The sequence below is a fragment of the Dyadobacter sp. HNCC25DJ186 genome, from assembly GCF_056895235.1.
The window spans coordinates 218,814-234,770 of record NZ_JBXHAS010000010.1 but is presented as its reverse complement, the minus strand read 5'-3'; the positions used below and the strand labels follow the sequence as shown (position 1 = coordinate 234,770).

The following is a 15,957-nucleotide window of genomic DNA, read 5'->3' as shown; positions in this document are numbered from 1 at the left end:
ATATTTTGTTCAATATTTATGTGAATCTTGAAAAGAATTAATCTTTTCAAGGGTTTTGCTAAACTTAGAACTTAACTTTGGGACGCTAGGTTTTAGAATGAAGAAAACCAGACAAAGAATCTAACTTGGTTGAAAATGGAGCAGTTAAGAGAAACATTGAAAGGTCATCACCTGCGTACGACGACGTGCCGGGAAGATGTGCTTTCTACATTTATAAATAGAAAAAATGCCCTTTCTCACGGGGATCTTGAAGGAGCGCTGGGAGAGAATTATGACCGTGTGACGATATATCGTACGCTAAAAACATTCTTAGAAAAGGGGATTATTCATAAAGTTTTAGATGACGAAGGGTTGAGATATGCGCTTTGTTCGCATCAGTGTTCGGAAGAAAAACATCATCACGATCATATCCATTTCAAATGTAATGCTTGTGGCAAAACAAATTGTCTTGAAAATCTTCGTATTCCAAATGTTGCTCTTCCGAGCGGATATGAGCCAGAGAGCTTCAATTTGCTGATTCAGGGAACATGCCCGGAATGTGTTGCAAATTAAAATTGGCTATATATAAAAAAGCGGGTTCAGGAATTTCTGAACCCGCTTTTTTATATAACCCTCATTATTTTACTACAAGGTTAAAATCAAGGTTTACGTCGTCACTTCCCGGCGTAGCGGTTCCGTTTTTTGCGTTAGGCTGGTGGCGCAGCTGAACTTTTAGTTTTCCAGTTCCCGCAGCTCCTGCTTTTGCAGTTCCGGTCAAACCAATGGGGAAATTATTGGCGTCCTTATCTCCATAGGTGTAAGTCAGCAACGAAGTTGGGGTAGGCGTATAGATCAGCAAATGTTCGAAATCTTTTTCTTTGATTTCTTCGGTGATATTTTCAACAGGTGTTTTGCTTTCATCCAAAAATTCCGGCGTCAGCGTATAACTTGCGTTTGCTTTCAAAGAAATCGTATCAAATTTGGTTGGGGTATTTCCACCATCACCGTCCGGATCTTTGTATTCAAATTTCGTAACGGTTCCTGTACCCACTTCTGTAAAAGTCAGCGTAACTGAGGTGATCAGTTCATTTTCGTCATCAGCTTCAACCTCGTCGCCCGAGTCTTTGCATTGAGTAAATAATGTGGCCACGCCAATCAGCAACATCCAGGTTAATTTACGGCTCATAATCATATAGTATTTATTTTGTTAAAAGAAAAGATTCTAAAATCAGGCACCAAATTTCCATTTGATACGTAGCGAAGCATTCCTGCCGATATCGTCCGAGTAATATCGGAAACGGTTCATATAGTCTCGATAAACTGTATCGAAAAGGTTGGTCACCGAGATTCCGATTTCCAGCTGCTGTTTTTCAGAAAGGTGTATTGTCCCGCCCGCTTGAATATTCCAAAGAGAATAGGCAGCTGGTGGTGGCAAAAAGTCACTATTCGGTGGAACACGTTTTTGTCTGGCTACCCACAGATTTCCGGCTGAAAGAAACAGATTATGCCATTTTCCGAACTCCGTAATGTTATATTTCAACTGATTGTCCCAACGGTTTGACGGAATCATGACCAGATAATTGTCATTTCGTGTATCGTAGGCTCTGAGATAACTCAGCTTACTTGTTAGTGAAAGATTTTTAAAGAATTCCCAGTCGGCCGAAACATCAATTCCTTTAAAATTTGCATCGGTTTGTGTGTATTTAAAATAAGGAAAAGCACCTCTGACGGTCAGAATTGGGTCTGGCTGAGGTTTTAAATAAATAAAATCCCTGATATAATTAAAGTACCCGCCAATTTCAATAGTGAGTTTTTCGCTTTGATATTTGACACTGGCGATGGTGTTAATCGCTTTTTCCGGACGCAAGGTAGAATCTCCGCGCTCGAATGCCGCTGCGCCATGGTGTACGCCATCGCTGAACAATTCACTGACATTCGGTGCGCGCCATGCACTTCCGGCGTTTAGGCGCGCTGAAAAGTTTTGGGAAAAGTTTCTTGTGGCTCCAACCGTTCCTGACGCATTGGAAAATGTAAAATCATTTGAAACTTTCTGACGGCTCACGATCCGGTGCGTGCTCAGTGTCCGGTAATCATATCGGGCACCTGCTTCCAATTCCCAATTGTTTTTAACGTATCGTTCAATCCAGAAAATGCCGATATTGAATTGGTTAAAGTTTGGTATCAAAGGGCGCCCTGACATCAAATTATACTGATATAGACTGCTCACACCAACTTGTCCGGTGATTTTTCCTGCAATCGGTTTATGATCCCAGATCACATCGTTCGTCAGCGTATTAAGTTTGAAGGTCAGTTCAGGACGATTCAGGGACGCTATGGAATCATTACGGGGAACATGCAAGTCGTATTCATTTCGATTATTGATCTGCTGCGCGATCGTCCACTGCAAACGGTTACCATCATTGAAATGATAATGCGCCTCTGCTTTTATCAGGTCATGGGTCACATTCTGGTTGGGCCTTCCGATATTATAGGTAAATCCTGATTTGATAAATGGCTCCCCGTTTTTGATAACGTTAAGCAGATCCGTGACACTTCCAATATGAGATCCCGAGAAAATTCCGATTTTAGTATCAAAGCGGCTGTAAAAAAGATCGATACCAAAACCTTTGTTGCGATATCCGGCGCCTAAAGAAAAGTTTTTCTCACTTATCCCTGTGTTGTCAAGAAAATAATTTGGTGTACGGATATTTCCACCGCGTTTGATCGTTCCCTGGGCGCGCCATCCAAATCCTGAAACGCCTTTGATGCCGCCTTGCAAAGTGGAAGAGGCAACTCCCTGGCGGCCGTTTGTAAAACCGACCAGATTAACTTCGCCGCTGATGGCTTTGTCAAACGGCAGTTCTTCGGGTTCAACCAAAATAACACCGCCAATGGCATCGGAACCATAACGGACACCCGCGGCACCTTTGATAACTGACATACGTGTGGCTACAAATGGATCAATTTCGGGCGCATGTTCAGAGCCCCATTGCTGACCTTCCTGCCGAACGCCGTTGTTCATAATCAGAACCCGGTTACTATGCAGGCCATGAATAACAGGTTTCGAAATAGAGGATCCGGTTTGCATGGTGGTGACGCCCGTGATACCCTTTAAACTTTCTGCAAGGCTTTGTCCACGCGTCTTTTCCAGCTCACTTCCCGACAAAATTTCCAGAGGCTGGGAACTTGGTGCATCGGTCCGGTGTGCAGTGATTTCAACATCTTTTAAATGAACTTCCTGTTCTTCCAGATCGAAATTTTCTTCATGCCCGGCAGTAAGGTCGATCGACTCTTTGTGGGCAATGTATCCAACGATTCGCACTTCCAGTTTATAGTTTCCGGGACACAAATTGCGAATTTCATACCGACCTTTTTCATCGGTAAATACGCCATTGGTTGTTCCCGAAAGCAGAACCGTCGCCCCAATGATCGGCTGTCCGCTATGCTGATCGCGAACGATGCCTTTAATAAAGCAGGCACAATCTGGATTTTGCGCATAGCTGGCGGAAAAAAATACCAGCGTAATTATTAATAAAAAATACTTTCTCATCTGGCGTTTGGAGAGCAGAATTATCTTAATCCTATAATCTCCGTCTTATGTTCTATAAAAGGAGTGAAAGCGGTTTACAGGCTTAGCCGTAATTGTTACAACGTTGCAAAAGTACTATTCATGCAACTGTGTTGCAATTTTATTTTAGGTTTTATTTTTTAACAATATAAGTAATCCGATTAATTTTGTCCGCTGATTATGAATGAGAAAGCACGTTTCAGCTCACAATAAATTTAAAAGAGTGTCTGATCTTTTGTTAATAAAATTATTTTTAATGCCTCCGCTCATTGCAGGTGTCACACTCAGCGTGAGAAAATGGGGAGAAGGATTTGGAGGATGGATAGGAGGTTTTCCCTGGGTTGCAGGGCCGATCTCGTTTTTTATTGCCATGGAAAACGGACCAATTTTCGCTGCATGTACAATTCCATCTGCTTTGATGGGGTCTATCGGTACCACATTTTTTGCTTTAATATATTCCGTCGTCGCGCCACGATTATCATGGCTTCCAAGCGTCCTGATTAGTTATGTGGCATTTTTTGTTGTGGCTCTGGCTTCATTAGGTAGAACTCCATCGCTGCCTTTTGCAATAGGGCTGAATGTACTGGTTCTTTCAGGCGTATTATATATTTTCCCAAAACCAAAAGGAAAAGCAACGTATAGAAAACATCCGGTATATGACATTCCGTTACGCATGTTTGTCGCCACATTGTTTGTCGTTTTATTAACACAACTATCGGATAAACTTGGCCCAACCTGGAGCGGAATTCTTACGCCTTTTCCAATTATGACCTCCACGTTAGCTGTTTTTACACATGCACAGCAAGGTCCGCAAGCAGTTGCACGGATCTTATACGGGCTACTGCTTGCAGGATATGGTTTCGTGATATTTCTATTGGGCGTATGGTGGATCGTCCCTAAAATGCCTCTGGGATTGGCTTACGGTATACTGGCGATTGTGACAATGACGGTCAATGCGTTGATGGTCAAATTGATAAGATGAAAATTTGAAATTTACACCCTTTCCAGTTTTACAGGATAAGTCTTCTTAGCATTCCATTGGCATACATAAATATTTTCATCCTGGTCGATACAAACATCGTGGCAGTGCATAAAAATTGGTTTTTCCTGAACCAACATTTGTAATTTTCCACCAATATATTCAGGTTTAATACCGCCCGGGTTTGAAACAACTTTATCTGATTTATCTAAAATGGTAACAAATCCTGAATTTGGTGTCTGGTTGTAGTAACGCAGTCGCGACCAGCAAACGCCGGCGTACAGATTATCGCCTTTGATAACTGGCCGGCAGACAAAAGCGCCAGGTAAAAAAATAGTGGATAAATATTTCCCGTCCAGCGTAAAACGCTTGAAGGAGTTATGAGCACGAGAAGTTACCAGCAAGGTCGGATTAGCCTTGTCTCGATAATCTACTGTAATACCATGCGCAGTAGAAAATTGGCTGTCCAGATCTCCCGAGCCGCCAAATTTGTCAATGTATTCGCCTTTCGGGGTGTATCGTAAAATCCATTGCGAACCATATCCGTCAGCAACATAGATCGTGCCGTCCGGACCGATGGCTGTTTCCGTTGGTTTGAAAGGATCAGATTCTTTGTATGCCCCGACTTTTGAAGGGTGCTCAATCGTCATTAAAACATTTCCCTTTAAATCCGTTTTGAAGACCTTTCCGTTTGTATCGCAGATAAATAAATACTCAGCTCCGTTCGCATTCCATAACGTAAGCCCATGTCCGCCTGGAAATTCATGGCCCCAGCTATCCAGTAATTTTCCAGAGCGGTCATAGATCAGAATATTATTTTTAACCTCATCGCCAATCATGATGAGGCGTCCCTTACTGTCCTGAACCATTTCGTGGCAGTTATCAATCGGAAACTTCGATGAATCAAGATTTCCCCAACCTTGTTGCACACGATATTTATGTGAACCATGACCGATAATTTCTCCATCCGCTTTGGGTTTGGCATGAAGTATATAAAAAGGTTTAAAGGTCAGTGCAGCTGTCGTTGCAACAGCAAACTTGGCAAATTGGCGGCGGGTGTGTTTCTGATCCATGGATTGAGGTTTTCATGGAAAAGGCAGGAGAATAAATTTTCTCCCTATTTTTTACAAAAAAGAGCATACCGATTTTGGACGATGTGCTCTTTTTTGTAAGTATATTTTGAAATATTTGTGCGTAATAATTGTTTTATGAATTTCCGGAATATCGTTTTCCATAACGATTTAGCCAGTCCATCAATTTATTTACATCCTGCACTTTGAACAATTCGCTTCCTGCACTCATGGTGGCAGCGGAACCGCAGGCAACGCCCATACGAACGGCTTCCCGCAAAGATTTTCCTTGTGAAAGTGTCCAGACAATTCCTGCAACCATACTGTCACCGGCACCAACTGCACTTTTTTTCTTCACCGGTGGAGCCGGAATGTGCTCCACCTGATCTTCCGTTACAAGCATCGCGCCCATTGCGCCCATAGAAACCACAACGACTTCACATTGATTACGGATTATTAATGAACGGGCAGCATCATCCACATCATCCATTTCCAATTTTTCAACACCAACAAGTTGGCTCAGCTCAGTTATATTTGGTTTTAACAAATAAACACCTGCTTCCATCGCGGATTTAAGTGCTTCACCAGAGGCATCCGCAATAAATCGGGCGCCTTGCTTATGTGCGATTTTTGCAATCTGGCCATAAAAGTCATCGGGAGCGCCGGGTGGTAAGCTGCCGCTCGCGATGATGTAAGAAGGTTTTGGATCAAATTCTTCTATTGTCTCCAAAATCGAACGAACTTCTGTCGGCATTAATTCAGAACCCGGAACGCCAAACCGATACTGGAATCCGGTACTTGTTTCCAGTACGTGAAAGTTTTCGCGTGTCCATTGTTTTGTCTCAATAACCAATGTTTCAACGCCCTCACTTTTCACAAGTTTGTGCAAACGTTGGCCGGTCGGGCCGCCAATCGTAAAAATGGCAATAGGATTTCCGCCCAGTCTGTGAATAGCTTTTGCAACATTGATCCCGCCACCGCCTGCTTCGAAATTTGGCGTATCGCAGCGAAGTTTATTTTCGGGTACGATGCGGTCTACATTTGCACTTTTATCCAGAGCCGGGTTAATAGTCAGCGTTACGATGGGTCCGGTAGCCATATTTTTTGAAATTATTTAATATAAAATTGAAACCAGTTACGAAGAATCGTGTCTACTTGACGAAAGTACGTCAATATAAATATAAAAGTGACCGACGGGGTTTTCATTTTAAATTATCTCCGATAAAATTGAAATGTCTGCCTTGTTTCACTCGGTAAGATTCCATCCGCCATCAACTGTTAAAATTTGTCCGGTAGTAAATTTTGACATATCGGACATGAAATACACTGCCGCTCCGTCAAGATCGGACGGTAAGCCAAATCTTCCACCGTTCAGCGTTTGTTTTGCACTGATAAACTCTTCAATCTGCTGGTCTTTATTTTCAGGACTTTCGATGATAGAAGGTGCCAAAACATTGATACGGATATTATTTGGGGCATAAGTGGCAGCAATCGATTTTGAAAACCCAAGTACCGCTGATTTCGCAGTGGCATAAGCGTGCGCTGAAAAGTGTCCCGGAAAGGGAGTGAAGTCAAGGGCAGAACTCATATTCAGGATTGTTCCACCTTTGCCCATACCAAGAAATGCCTGGACAGCTGCCTGATTGGACAACATCAGGGAAGTTAAATTAAGATCGAGCGTATTGTTCCAGCCACTCAAAGTGAGCTGATGCAAAGGTCCGTCTCCGTATTTTTTACCACTTCCGCCAGCCACGTGGTATAAGCCATCGAAACTTCCGAATTCCCGGATGCATAATTGAATTGCTTCCAAAGCAGTGTTGGGCTGCGTTGCATCTCCTTGTTTTGCCCGGGCCTGACTTCCTAATTGTAGTTCTGCAACGAGGCAGTTTTCCGGATTTCTACCTACTACGACTACATTTCCACCATGTTTTACAAAAGCTTTGGCAGCCGAAAATCCCAACCCAGTTGTTCCTCCTATAATGACGATATTCTTATTTGACAGCCAATTTTCCATAATCGTTTTTAATTTTTTATGCAAAATAGAACTATTGATATAGAATATAAAATAAAAACGCCCTGCATCTCGCATAAAGCGTTGCAGGGCGTCTATTATTTTGACAGAAATGTTTAAGCTACGGAACGAAGCAAAGACATCGATGATTTACTGAATTTTTCCTGAGCGTAATCCAAGGTCATTGTAAATTCTTTGATCTCTTTTTGAGATGGCAGGTCAAACATGGCATCAGTCATGATGGATTCGCAAATGGCACGTAGACCACGCGCACCAAGTTTACAAAGCATGGCCTGGTCGACAATGAAGTCAAGAACCTCTTCGGTGAAGTGAAGCGTGATACCTTCCATTGCAAAAAGCTTGCTGTATTGTTTTACCAAAGCATTTTTTGGTTCAGTCAGAATACGGCGAAGTGTTTCGCGATCCAGGGGATTCAAGTGCGTCAGAACTGGAAGACGGCCAATCAATTCAGGAATTAATCCGAAAGATTTCAAATCCTGAGCAGTCACATAACGCATTAAATTACCTTTATCAAAAATTTCGATGATACGGTTGTCACCGGAAAATCCGATCGGGCGGGTATTGATACGTTTCGCAATATGGCGTTCGATACCATCAAATGCTCCTCCACAAATGAAAAGAATATTTTCGGTATTAATCGTAATCATCTTTTGATCAGGATGTTTACGTCCTCCTTGCGGGGGTACATTGACAGATGAACCTTCAAGCAATTTCAAAAGCGCCTGTTGAACACCTTCACCGCTTACGTCACGTGTGATAGACGGATTGTCAGATTTCCTGGCAATTTTATCCATTTCATCGATGTAAACAATCCCGCGTTCGGCAGCTTCAACGTTATAATCCGCTGCCTGCAAAAGGCGGGTCAGAATTGTTTCAACGTCCTCTCCAACGTAACCCGCTTCTGTTACTACGGTTGCATCCGCAATACAAAAAGGAACCTGAAGAATACGAGCGATCGATTTGGCAAGATAGGTTTTACCTGTTCCTGTTTCTCCAACCATGATAATGTTTGACTTTTCGATCACAACATCATCATCCGTTACGGTTTGATTAAGGCGTTTGTAGTGATTATAAACTGCCACAGCTAATGAACGCTTGGCCTCATCCTGACCTATCACATATTGTTCAAGAAAACGTTTGATCTCCGTTGGAGGGATCGATTTAAGCTTTGGTAACTTCGTTTTCTTATCTTTCTTATCGTCTTTTGCATTTAACTCTTCGGTAATAACCTGATATCCCTGTGCAATACAATGGTTGCAGATGTGGGCATCAATACCAGAGAGTAAAAGTTCAACCTCATTTTTTTTGCGTCCGCAAAACGAACAACTTACTTGTGCCATTGGTGAATATATACAGTTATTAATTTTACAACTATTAATCAGATACTTGTCAAAACAACTGTACCGTGAAGAATATTAATGGATATTTGATTACAACAAAAAATGATTGGTCATTGTTTCAAAAGACCCGGATTCTAATGAATACAAAATTTCCGAAGGCGTAATCGCACATCTTTTATCATCAAAAAAAGTTTCTATTCCACAAAGTTGTAGTTAGATTGAAAATAGGATATCCCTATCTTCAGCAAAGATTATAGAAAATTCAAGCTCAAAGTTCCGCCTTTTTGAGCGTGTTACCAAATTCAACACCTACCGGAAAATAGAAATCGCCCGAAAGAGTGATCTTCGGGCGATTTTTTTAACAATCAAGTCGAAAAACTTATTTATCGCGAGTCAAAACTTCGTCGATAAGTCCGTATTCTTTGGCTTCAAAAGCGCGCAACCATTTATCACGGTCAGAATCAATACCGATTTGTTCAGCAGTCTGGCCAGTATGGTTTGCAAGAATCTCATAAAGCTCGTGACGAAGTTTCACGATTTCACGTGTTGTGATTTCGATATCAACCGAAGTTCCCTGAGCTCCGCCAGATGGCTGGTGAATCATCACACGTGCATGAGGAAGGGCAGAACGTTTTCCTGCCGCACCACCTGCAAGTAATACTGCACCCATAGAGGCAGCAAGACTCGTACAAACCGTTGCAACGTCAGGGCGAACGTATTGCATCGTATCATAGATTCCTAAACCTGCGTAAACCGATCCGCCCGGGCTATTGATATACATCAGGATATCTTTCTTAGGATCAGCAGATTCCAGGAATAAAAGCTGTGCAACAACTATATTGGCAATGTTATCATCAACACCGGTTCCCATAAAAATGATACGATCCGCCATTAATCTTGAAAAAACATCCACTTCACGAAAGTTCATCGGACGCTCTTCAATAACCGAACGGGTCATGTTTTCAACAGAGTGGTTCATGTAACCATCAACTGTAAGGCCACTCATTCCAAGATGGTGAACGGCATATTTTCTAAATTCATTTCCGTGATTCATGAATAAACTTTAATTTAAAAATAATATGTAATGGATAGAGTACATCTTTCAAAGAACAAAAAGCCGCACTGCTTAGTTTCGAAATACGAATATGCTGATTTGTTTCTTTGTTCTTCACAAAATTGATTATTTCATTGTATAATCCTTGTCTGTTTCGGTTATAATTTATCGAAAATTGCGAGAAGCATTTCTTTGAATGCTTTTTAACTTGCATTTGTTATGACGGAAAAGCCAATAATACGAGTAAAATTTAGTCTTTCAGAAAATCAGTATTAAAATTTATTCTGCAATTACAGACTATGAATGATACAATAACCCCATCAGAAAGAATTCGGCAGCTGCGTCTGCAAAAGGATTTGTCTCAGGAAAATATGGCCGATATGCTTGGACTTTCGACCACGGCCTATGGAGATATGGAGCGAGGAAGGACCGAAATCTCATTTTCCCGGCTTGAAAATATTGCAAAATTGCTTGATATTTCACTACCAGCTCTTTTAGGTTTTGAAACAAAAACACATTCGGAAACAGAATGGCTGCGTCAGGAAAATGAAAGGTTAATGACTGCAAATGCCAAGTTGCAAAATGAACTGGATCAATGGAAGCAGCGGTTTGGTTCGTTGGTAACTTTGGAAATTGGAAGACAGGTGCAGCAGCATCGGGAGCCGATTGGGTTTTGATGTTTAATGCTTTTAAGAATAAAATCTATTTTCTATATAATTGACAACCAGTTTATTTAAAGAATAAATTTGTGTCTTTACGAAGCTAGCGAGCATTTTAAATGGAAAAGCATATAAAATTTGATTAGCCAACGCCGGAAGCAATTAAGAAGGCATTAAAGGATAAACGACAATGGCGGGAGAAAGTCCAGTAGGGAGAAATTTAATTGAGTCCATCTCAAAAAGTTTCATAACTCATTTTATGTTAAGTGATTATTACGGGAACAAGGGGGGAAGTGAAGTTTTGTGAAAGTTCCTGGAATAATACAAGGAGAACGCACTTTTCAAAGTGCGTTCCAGATCAGCAGCTGCAACAGGTAAAGCATTGTTACGAAAGGATTGCTTTATAAAATAACCTACTTTTTTAACTTGCTATCAGGTCAGCGGCGTTTCCGGATGGATTCGATCTTTATAAAGTTGCAAGCGTGTATTTTGGCTCGAGTAGTATCAGGTTCAAATTTAACCCAAACTTTTATTCCTTTTTGATTTTTAAAGTTTTCGGGCACCGCAAGAGCAGGGCGCTGATTAGACCCAAAATCGAACATCCAACCTGCACATGGATTATATGTATCGTCCAGATATCCAGTCAGAACAGCTTCTACTTCTCCTGGACGAACTTCATCAGACTTACATGCATTTAGAACTACAATAAACAAAAGTAAGATTATGAATTTTCGCATTGTGTAAAGAATTTCTCATAAGACTCTTCCAAAGTGTAAAAGGTTGGAAGAGTTTTGATTGTCTCTTAAAAAGTCCGTTTAATGCGACTAGTACTGGCCGTGATTTGACTGCCCAAAATGACTCAAAAAGTGTATCATTTTGTCATCTCACAAATCAAAATATCATTTTAATAATTGCCCTGAGTTAGTGAGAATAAATTACCTTTCACATTTGTTCCGGATCTTCTGGGCGCCAGGTGCAGCGATTGTTCTTTTACTTTTAAGCGCTAACTTTCCACGGCAGCTTTACCAACGCAAATGATAGTCATATAATAAACGAGGTCAACTTCCGAAAAAGTTGACCTCGTTTATTATATCAAAATGAAATACTTAAAAATTAAGCAACTTCACCTTTTGCAAGTTTTTCGAATTCAGCGACATCAATTGTTTTTTCATCCGTAGCAACCTGGCCGCGAACGATATCGATGATTTTGTTATCAAAAACCTGATTAAATATTTGCGAATAGTTATCGCGTTCTTTGTCTGCAAGGTAACCAGCCGCAACACGGTCAATGGTATCAGCCATGCTGTCGTCGTCTCCGTACATACCGAACTGACCGCGAACCATTTGTTTTGTAAATTCAAGAATTTCCGGATATTCAACTTTAACACCCTGAGAATCCGCGATCTTATTTTTGATAAGGCTCAATTTTAAAGACTTTTGGAAATCTTCAAATTGTTCTTCAATTTGCTCACGAGTGAATTTTCCTTCGTTTGTACGCTCCAACCAATCTTTCAAAAATTCTCCTGGAAGTTCGATCTGGATTGAATCAAGCAGAGCAGTTTCAAGATCACGACGAAGCAATGCTTCTGTTTCGCGCTCGTAGTTTCCTTTAATTACTTCTGTAACTTTTTCATTGAAAGACTCTTCGCTGTCTGCAACACCTGGTCCAAGTACTTTATCAAAAAATTCCTGATTAACCTCAGCTGGTGCAGAACGCGTGATATCTTCAACGATCAAAGTATAATCACCTGAAAGCTCACCGATATCTTCTTTTTTCTTTCCTGTCACATGCGCAATCGCAGCCTGGTCAGCGAATGTATTCTGGATATCAAATGTTACAACATCGTCTTTTTTCAAACCAATAAATTTAGCCTGATTTTCTTCTGCAACCTGTTTTGTAGGTATCGCAGTACGTGTTGTAAATTCAGTAGATTCTTGTTTCAGTTCACCAAAAATCATGTCACCCAGTTCACTTACTTCCGGGTGGATGCTGTCAGCAAATCTTTCACGAAGATTGTCAACAGTTTTTGTCAACTCGTTTTCGTCAGTTTCAATCGTATAACGTTTTACAGCAGGAATTTCTGAAAGATTCACTTCGAAATCAGTTGCAACACCAAGATCGTAGCTGAATTCAAAATCACCTGGCTTGTCCCAGTTAGCCTCTTCTGCTTTTTCGCGGTTAGGAATTGGATCTCCAACAACCTGTAATTTATTTTCGCGGATATAGGTGCTTACTGCATTGCTCAAAAGACTATTTACTTCGTCCACTAATATGCTTTTTCCATACATGCGCTGAATTACATGGGATGGTACTTTGCCAGGACGAAAGCCTTTTAAATTCACACGTTTCGAGTAATCCTTGATAGACTTATCAACTTTTGGCTGATAGTCATCTTTGGTTAGCGTAACTTTAAGAGAGGCCAATGTTGGCGAATTCTTCTCTAATAAAACTTCCATGCTTATTGCTATTAGTAAATGTGCTTTTTTAGATAAAACGCAAACAAAAATGCCCTCAAAACAGTGTCCTGAGGGCATTTGACGGGTTTACTACGGAGCAGTTCATCTTCTTATTTCAGATAGGAAACATGACGCCCCGTCAATCCCTTGTTAGTTGTACGGGCGGAGGGAATCGAACCCCCACGCCTTGCGGCACTAGATCCTAAGTCTAGCACGTCTACCAGTTCCGCCACGCCCGCTCTTATTTTCTTTTAATCTTCAACCCTTGTCGTTGGTTGGGAGTGCAAAGGTAGCAAAGTTTGTTTTAAACATGCAAACAATTTGAAAAATATTTTTTGAAATATTTTTTTGTTGAATAATCTCGCTAAAATTTGTTATTTTGGTGAAGCGTACTAATTACTATTAAGCATTGGAGCAACTCGTTGAAACCCTGAGCATAGATCTGGAGCAGGAGCGTAAGGATATCCTAAAAAAATATCGCAGGTTGTTACGAACAGCCAAGCCGTTTTTGAAGGACAATGATGCAAAATTAATCAAGAAAGCCTTTTATACGTCTGTTGAAGCGCACAAGGACATGCGCCGCAGATCGGGCGAACCTTATATTTATCATCCTCTGGCCGTAGCGCAGATTGTTGTGGAGGAAATTGGATTAGGTACCACCGGTATCGTTTCTGCTTTATTACATGATGTGGTGGAAGATACGGATATGCGTATCGAGGATATTGACCGGTTGTTTGGAAAGAAAGTCGCCAAGATTATTGACGGACTGACAAAAATTTCCGGAAGATTTGAATATGGAACTTCTCAGCAGGCTGAGAATTTCCGGAAAATGTTGCTGACACTTTCGGATGACGTTCGTGTAATTCTGGTTAAACTGGCCGATCGTCTGCATAACATGCGTACGCTTGACAGTATGCCACGCGACAAGCAGCTTAAAATTGCCTCGGAAACGATCTTTATCTATGCGCCGCTTGCACACAGACTTGGTTTGTATAGTATCAAATCTGAGCTGGAAGAATTGTATTTAAAATACACTGAGCCGCAGGAATATCGCGCGATCTCCAGAAAACTTAGGGAAACCAAAAGTTCTCGTGATCGTTTCATTTCCAAATTTACTGAACCAATCGCCCAGGATCTGGAACAGGCAGGTCTGAATTATATCATTAAAGGCCGTCCGAAATCGATTTATTCGATCTGGAATAAAATGCGCAAGCAAAATAAACCTTTCGAAGAAATATACGATCTGTTTGCGATTCGTATCGTTTTGGAATCTCCGCAAGAGGGTGATCGCGAAAAAGCACTTTGCTGGCAGGCATATTCGATCGTCACGGATCATTATAAGCCAAACCCCGACCGACTTAAAGACTTTTTAAGTACGCCGCGTGCGAACGGATATCAATCCCTCCACTCGACCGTTATGAGTAAAAGCGGGCAGTGGGTTGAGGTGCAGATCCGGACTTCCCGCATGGACGAAATTGCGGAAAAGGGATATGCGGCGCATTGGAAATACAAAGGGAATGATACTAAAGTTCGTGGCAACATTGAACAATGGATCAGCCAGGTTCGTGAGACGCTGGAAACTGGTTCTGGTGATAAAACTGCCGCCATTGAGTTTTTGGATGAATTCAGAACCAATCTTTTCAACGAGGAAGTTTTTGTTTTCACACCAAAAGGCGAATTGAAAGTATTACAGAGCGGCGCAACAGCGCTGGATTTTGCGTTTGACATTCACTCCGAAGTCGGCGTGCATTGCATGGCTGCGAAAGTGGGAGGCGTTTTGGTTCCGATCAGTTATGTGCTGAGCAATGGTGACCAGATTGAGATTATTACTTCTAACAAACAAAAGCCGAACGAAGACTGGCTTAGGATTGTCAGGACGTCGAAGGCCCGGGCGCGGATCAAGGATTTTCTTAAAGAAGATAATCGCCACTATGAGACGGATGGCCGTCAAATGGTGGAGAAAAAACTGAAAGTGCTTGGTATAGAACTTACGGCAGAGGTTGTTAATCAATTGCGTGCGTTCTTTGAATGTAAAACGGCAACTGACTTTTTCTATAAGATCGGAAAAGGATATGTTCATCTTGATGAATTAAAAAGATTCAAGCGCGACAAGGAGGCGAAGGAAAGAAAGGCAGTGATTACCGCAGTTATCCCACCAGCAGAAGGTGCGGATGGCAAGGCTTATACCAAACTTCTGAAAAACCTGCATGGCGACCGCGTCGACAGCGATACGTTGTTGATTGGTGACGACATGGATAAGATTGATTACAAATTGGCGCCTTGCTGTAATCCAATTGCGGGGGATGGCGTTTTTGGTTTTGTGACAATCAATGAAGGAATAAAAATTCACAGAACGACTTGCCCGAATGCTGCTGAATTGATGTCAAAACATGGTAACCGTATTATCAAAGCCAAGTGGGAATCGAATAAAGATGAAGCTTTCCTTGCCGGACTTTATCTTTCCGGAACGGATCGGGTTGGATTGATTAATGACGTTACAAGGATCATTTCCAACGAATTACATATCAATATGAGAGGGCTTACAATTGATACGAAAGATGGGGTGTTTAACGGTGACATTCGCTTATATGTCCAGGATACGCGCCATCTGGATGTGTTGATCAGTAAGCTGGAACAAGTAGAGGGTGTTTATCAGGTCCAGAGATTTGACACGAATCTGACAGGAAGCCGGTAAATAAGGAACCATTACGTGTGTGACTTGTTAATTAATTGGTTTATAGTCTCACTGACCGATACGACCTGGACAGTACGAGTCACAACATGAAGCTTCAAATGACTACCGCAGCATAATTACCACT

At 41.5% G+C, this 15,957-nt stretch carries 13 protein-coding genes and 1 tRNA gene; 4 read left to right on the top strand and 10 right to left on the bottom strand.

What is annotated here, in order from left to right; translation table 11 throughout:
- Nucleotides 1-135: 135 nt before the first annotated feature.
- The gene (locus AC1XUO_RS24355) at nucleotides 136-552 is read left to right on the top strand and encodes a Fur family transcriptional regulator (protein WP_483332441.1); all 417 of its coding nucleotides are present in this window, start codon (nucleotides 136-138) and stop codon (nucleotides 550-552) included.
- A 64-nt stretch (nucleotides 553-616) separates the two neighbouring features.
- Here the strand turns inward: AC1XUO_RS24355 and AC1XUO_RS24350 are convergent, their stop codons facing one another.
- Complete coding sequence (locus tag AC1XUO_RS24350; protein WP_483332440.1) at nucleotides 617-1,165, bottom strand: hypothetical protein; 549 nt, start codon at nucleotides 1,163-1,165, stop codon at nucleotides 617-619.
- A gap of 42 nt (nucleotides 1,166-1,207) precedes the next feature.
- On the bottom strand, nucleotides 1,208-3,529 hold the full coding sequence (locus tag AC1XUO_RS24345) for a TonB-dependent receptor (protein ID WP_483332439.1): 2,322 nt from the start codon (nucleotides 3,527-3,529) through the stop codon (nucleotides 1,208-1,210).
- 274 nt (nucleotides 3,530-3,803) lie between these two features.
- Between AC1XUO_RS24345 and AC1XUO_RS24340 the strand changes: the two genes are divergently transcribed.
- The gene (locus AC1XUO_RS24340; protein ID WP_483332438.1) at nucleotides 3,804-4,529 is read left to right on the top strand and encodes a hypothetical protein; all 726 of its coding nucleotides are present in this window, start codon (nucleotides 3,804-3,806) and stop codon (nucleotides 4,527-4,529) included.
- Between the two features lie 11 nt (nucleotides 4,530-4,540).
- On the opposite strand, the gene AC1XUO_RS24335 is transcribed toward AC1XUO_RS24340, so the two are convergent.
- The 5 genes from AC1XUO_RS24335 to AC1XUO_RS24315 all read right to left on the bottom strand — a co-directional run bounded on the left by AC1XUO_RS24335 (nucleotide 4,541) and on the right by AC1XUO_RS24315 (nucleotide 10,022).
- On the bottom strand, nucleotides 4,541-5,599 hold the full coding sequence (locus tag AC1XUO_RS24335) for an NHL repeat-containing protein (RefSeq protein ID WP_483332437.1): 1,059 nt from the start codon (nucleotides 5,597-5,599) through the stop codon (nucleotides 4,541-4,543).
- A gap of 133 nt (nucleotides 5,600-5,732) precedes the next feature.
- Nucleotides 5,733-6,695 (bottom strand): 1-phosphofructokinase family hexose kinase, encoded by a 963-nt coding sequence (locus AC1XUO_RS24330; RefSeq protein ID WP_483332436.1) that lies wholly within the window; start codon nucleotides 6,693-6,695, stop codon nucleotides 5,733-5,735.
- Nucleotides 6,696-6,842: 147 nt separating this feature from the next.
- Nucleotides 6,843-7,610, bottom strand: a complete 768-nt coding sequence (locus AC1XUO_RS24325; RefSeq protein WP_483332435.1) for an SDR family NAD(P)-dependent oxidoreductase — start codon at nucleotides 7,608-7,610, stop codon at nucleotides 6,843-6,845.
- 113 nt (nucleotides 7,611-7,723) lie between these two features.
- Nucleotides 7,724-8,968 carry an ATP-dependent Clp protease ATP-binding subunit ClpX gene (gene clpX / locus AC1XUO_RS24320; RefSeq protein WP_235150573.1) on the bottom strand — a complete coding sequence of 415 codons (1,245 nt, stop codon included), beginning with the start codon at nucleotides 8,966-8,968 and terminating at the stop codon, nucleotides 7,724-7,726.
- Between the two features lie 379 nt (nucleotides 8,969-9,347).
- Nucleotides 9,348-10,022: a ClpP family protease gene (locus AC1XUO_RS24315; protein WP_483332434.1), complete on the bottom strand. Its 675-nt coding sequence runs from the start codon at nucleotides 10,020-10,022 to the stop codon at nucleotides 9,348-9,350.
- Nucleotides 10,023-10,321: 299 nt separating this feature from the next.
- On the opposite strand from AC1XUO_RS24315, the gene AC1XUO_RS24310 reads away from it, so the two are divergent.
- Nucleotides 10,322-10,699 (top strand): helix-turn-helix domain-containing protein, encoded by a 378-nt coding sequence (locus tag AC1XUO_RS24310; RefSeq protein ID WP_483332433.1) that lies wholly within the window; start codon nucleotides 10,322-10,324, stop codon nucleotides 10,697-10,699.
- Between the two features lie 419 nt (nucleotides 10,700-11,118).
- On the opposite strand, the gene AC1XUO_RS24305 is transcribed toward AC1XUO_RS24310, so the two are convergent.
- The 3 genes from AC1XUO_RS24305 to AC1XUO_RS24295 all read right to left on the bottom strand — a co-directional run bounded on the left by AC1XUO_RS24305 (nucleotide 11,119) and on the right by AC1XUO_RS24295 (nucleotide 13,377).
- Nucleotides 11,119-11,418, bottom strand: coding sequence for a hypothetical protein (locus AC1XUO_RS24305; protein ID WP_483332432.1), 300 nt, complete (start codon nucleotides 11,416-11,418; stop codon nucleotides 11,119-11,121).
- A 376-nt stretch (nucleotides 11,419-11,794) separates the two neighbouring features.
- Nucleotides 11,795-13,138 carry a trigger factor gene (gene tig / locus AC1XUO_RS24300; RefSeq protein WP_483332431.1) on the bottom strand — a complete coding sequence of 448 codons (1,344 nt, stop codon included), beginning with the start codon at nucleotides 13,136-13,138 and terminating at the stop codon, nucleotides 11,795-11,797.
- 157 nt (nucleotides 13,139-13,295) lie between these two features.
- Nucleotides 13,296-13,377: transfer RNA gene (locus tag AC1XUO_RS24295), tRNA-Leu, on the bottom strand.
- 170 nt (nucleotides 13,378-13,547) lie between these two features.
- On the opposite strand from AC1XUO_RS24295, the gene AC1XUO_RS24290 reads away from it, so the two are divergent.
- Nucleotides 13,548-15,833 (top strand): RelA/SpoT family protein, encoded by a 2,286-nt coding sequence (locus AC1XUO_RS24290; RefSeq protein WP_483332430.1) that lies wholly within the window; start codon nucleotides 13,548-13,550, stop codon nucleotides 15,831-15,833.
- Nucleotides 15,834-15,957 lie beyond the last annotated feature (124 nt).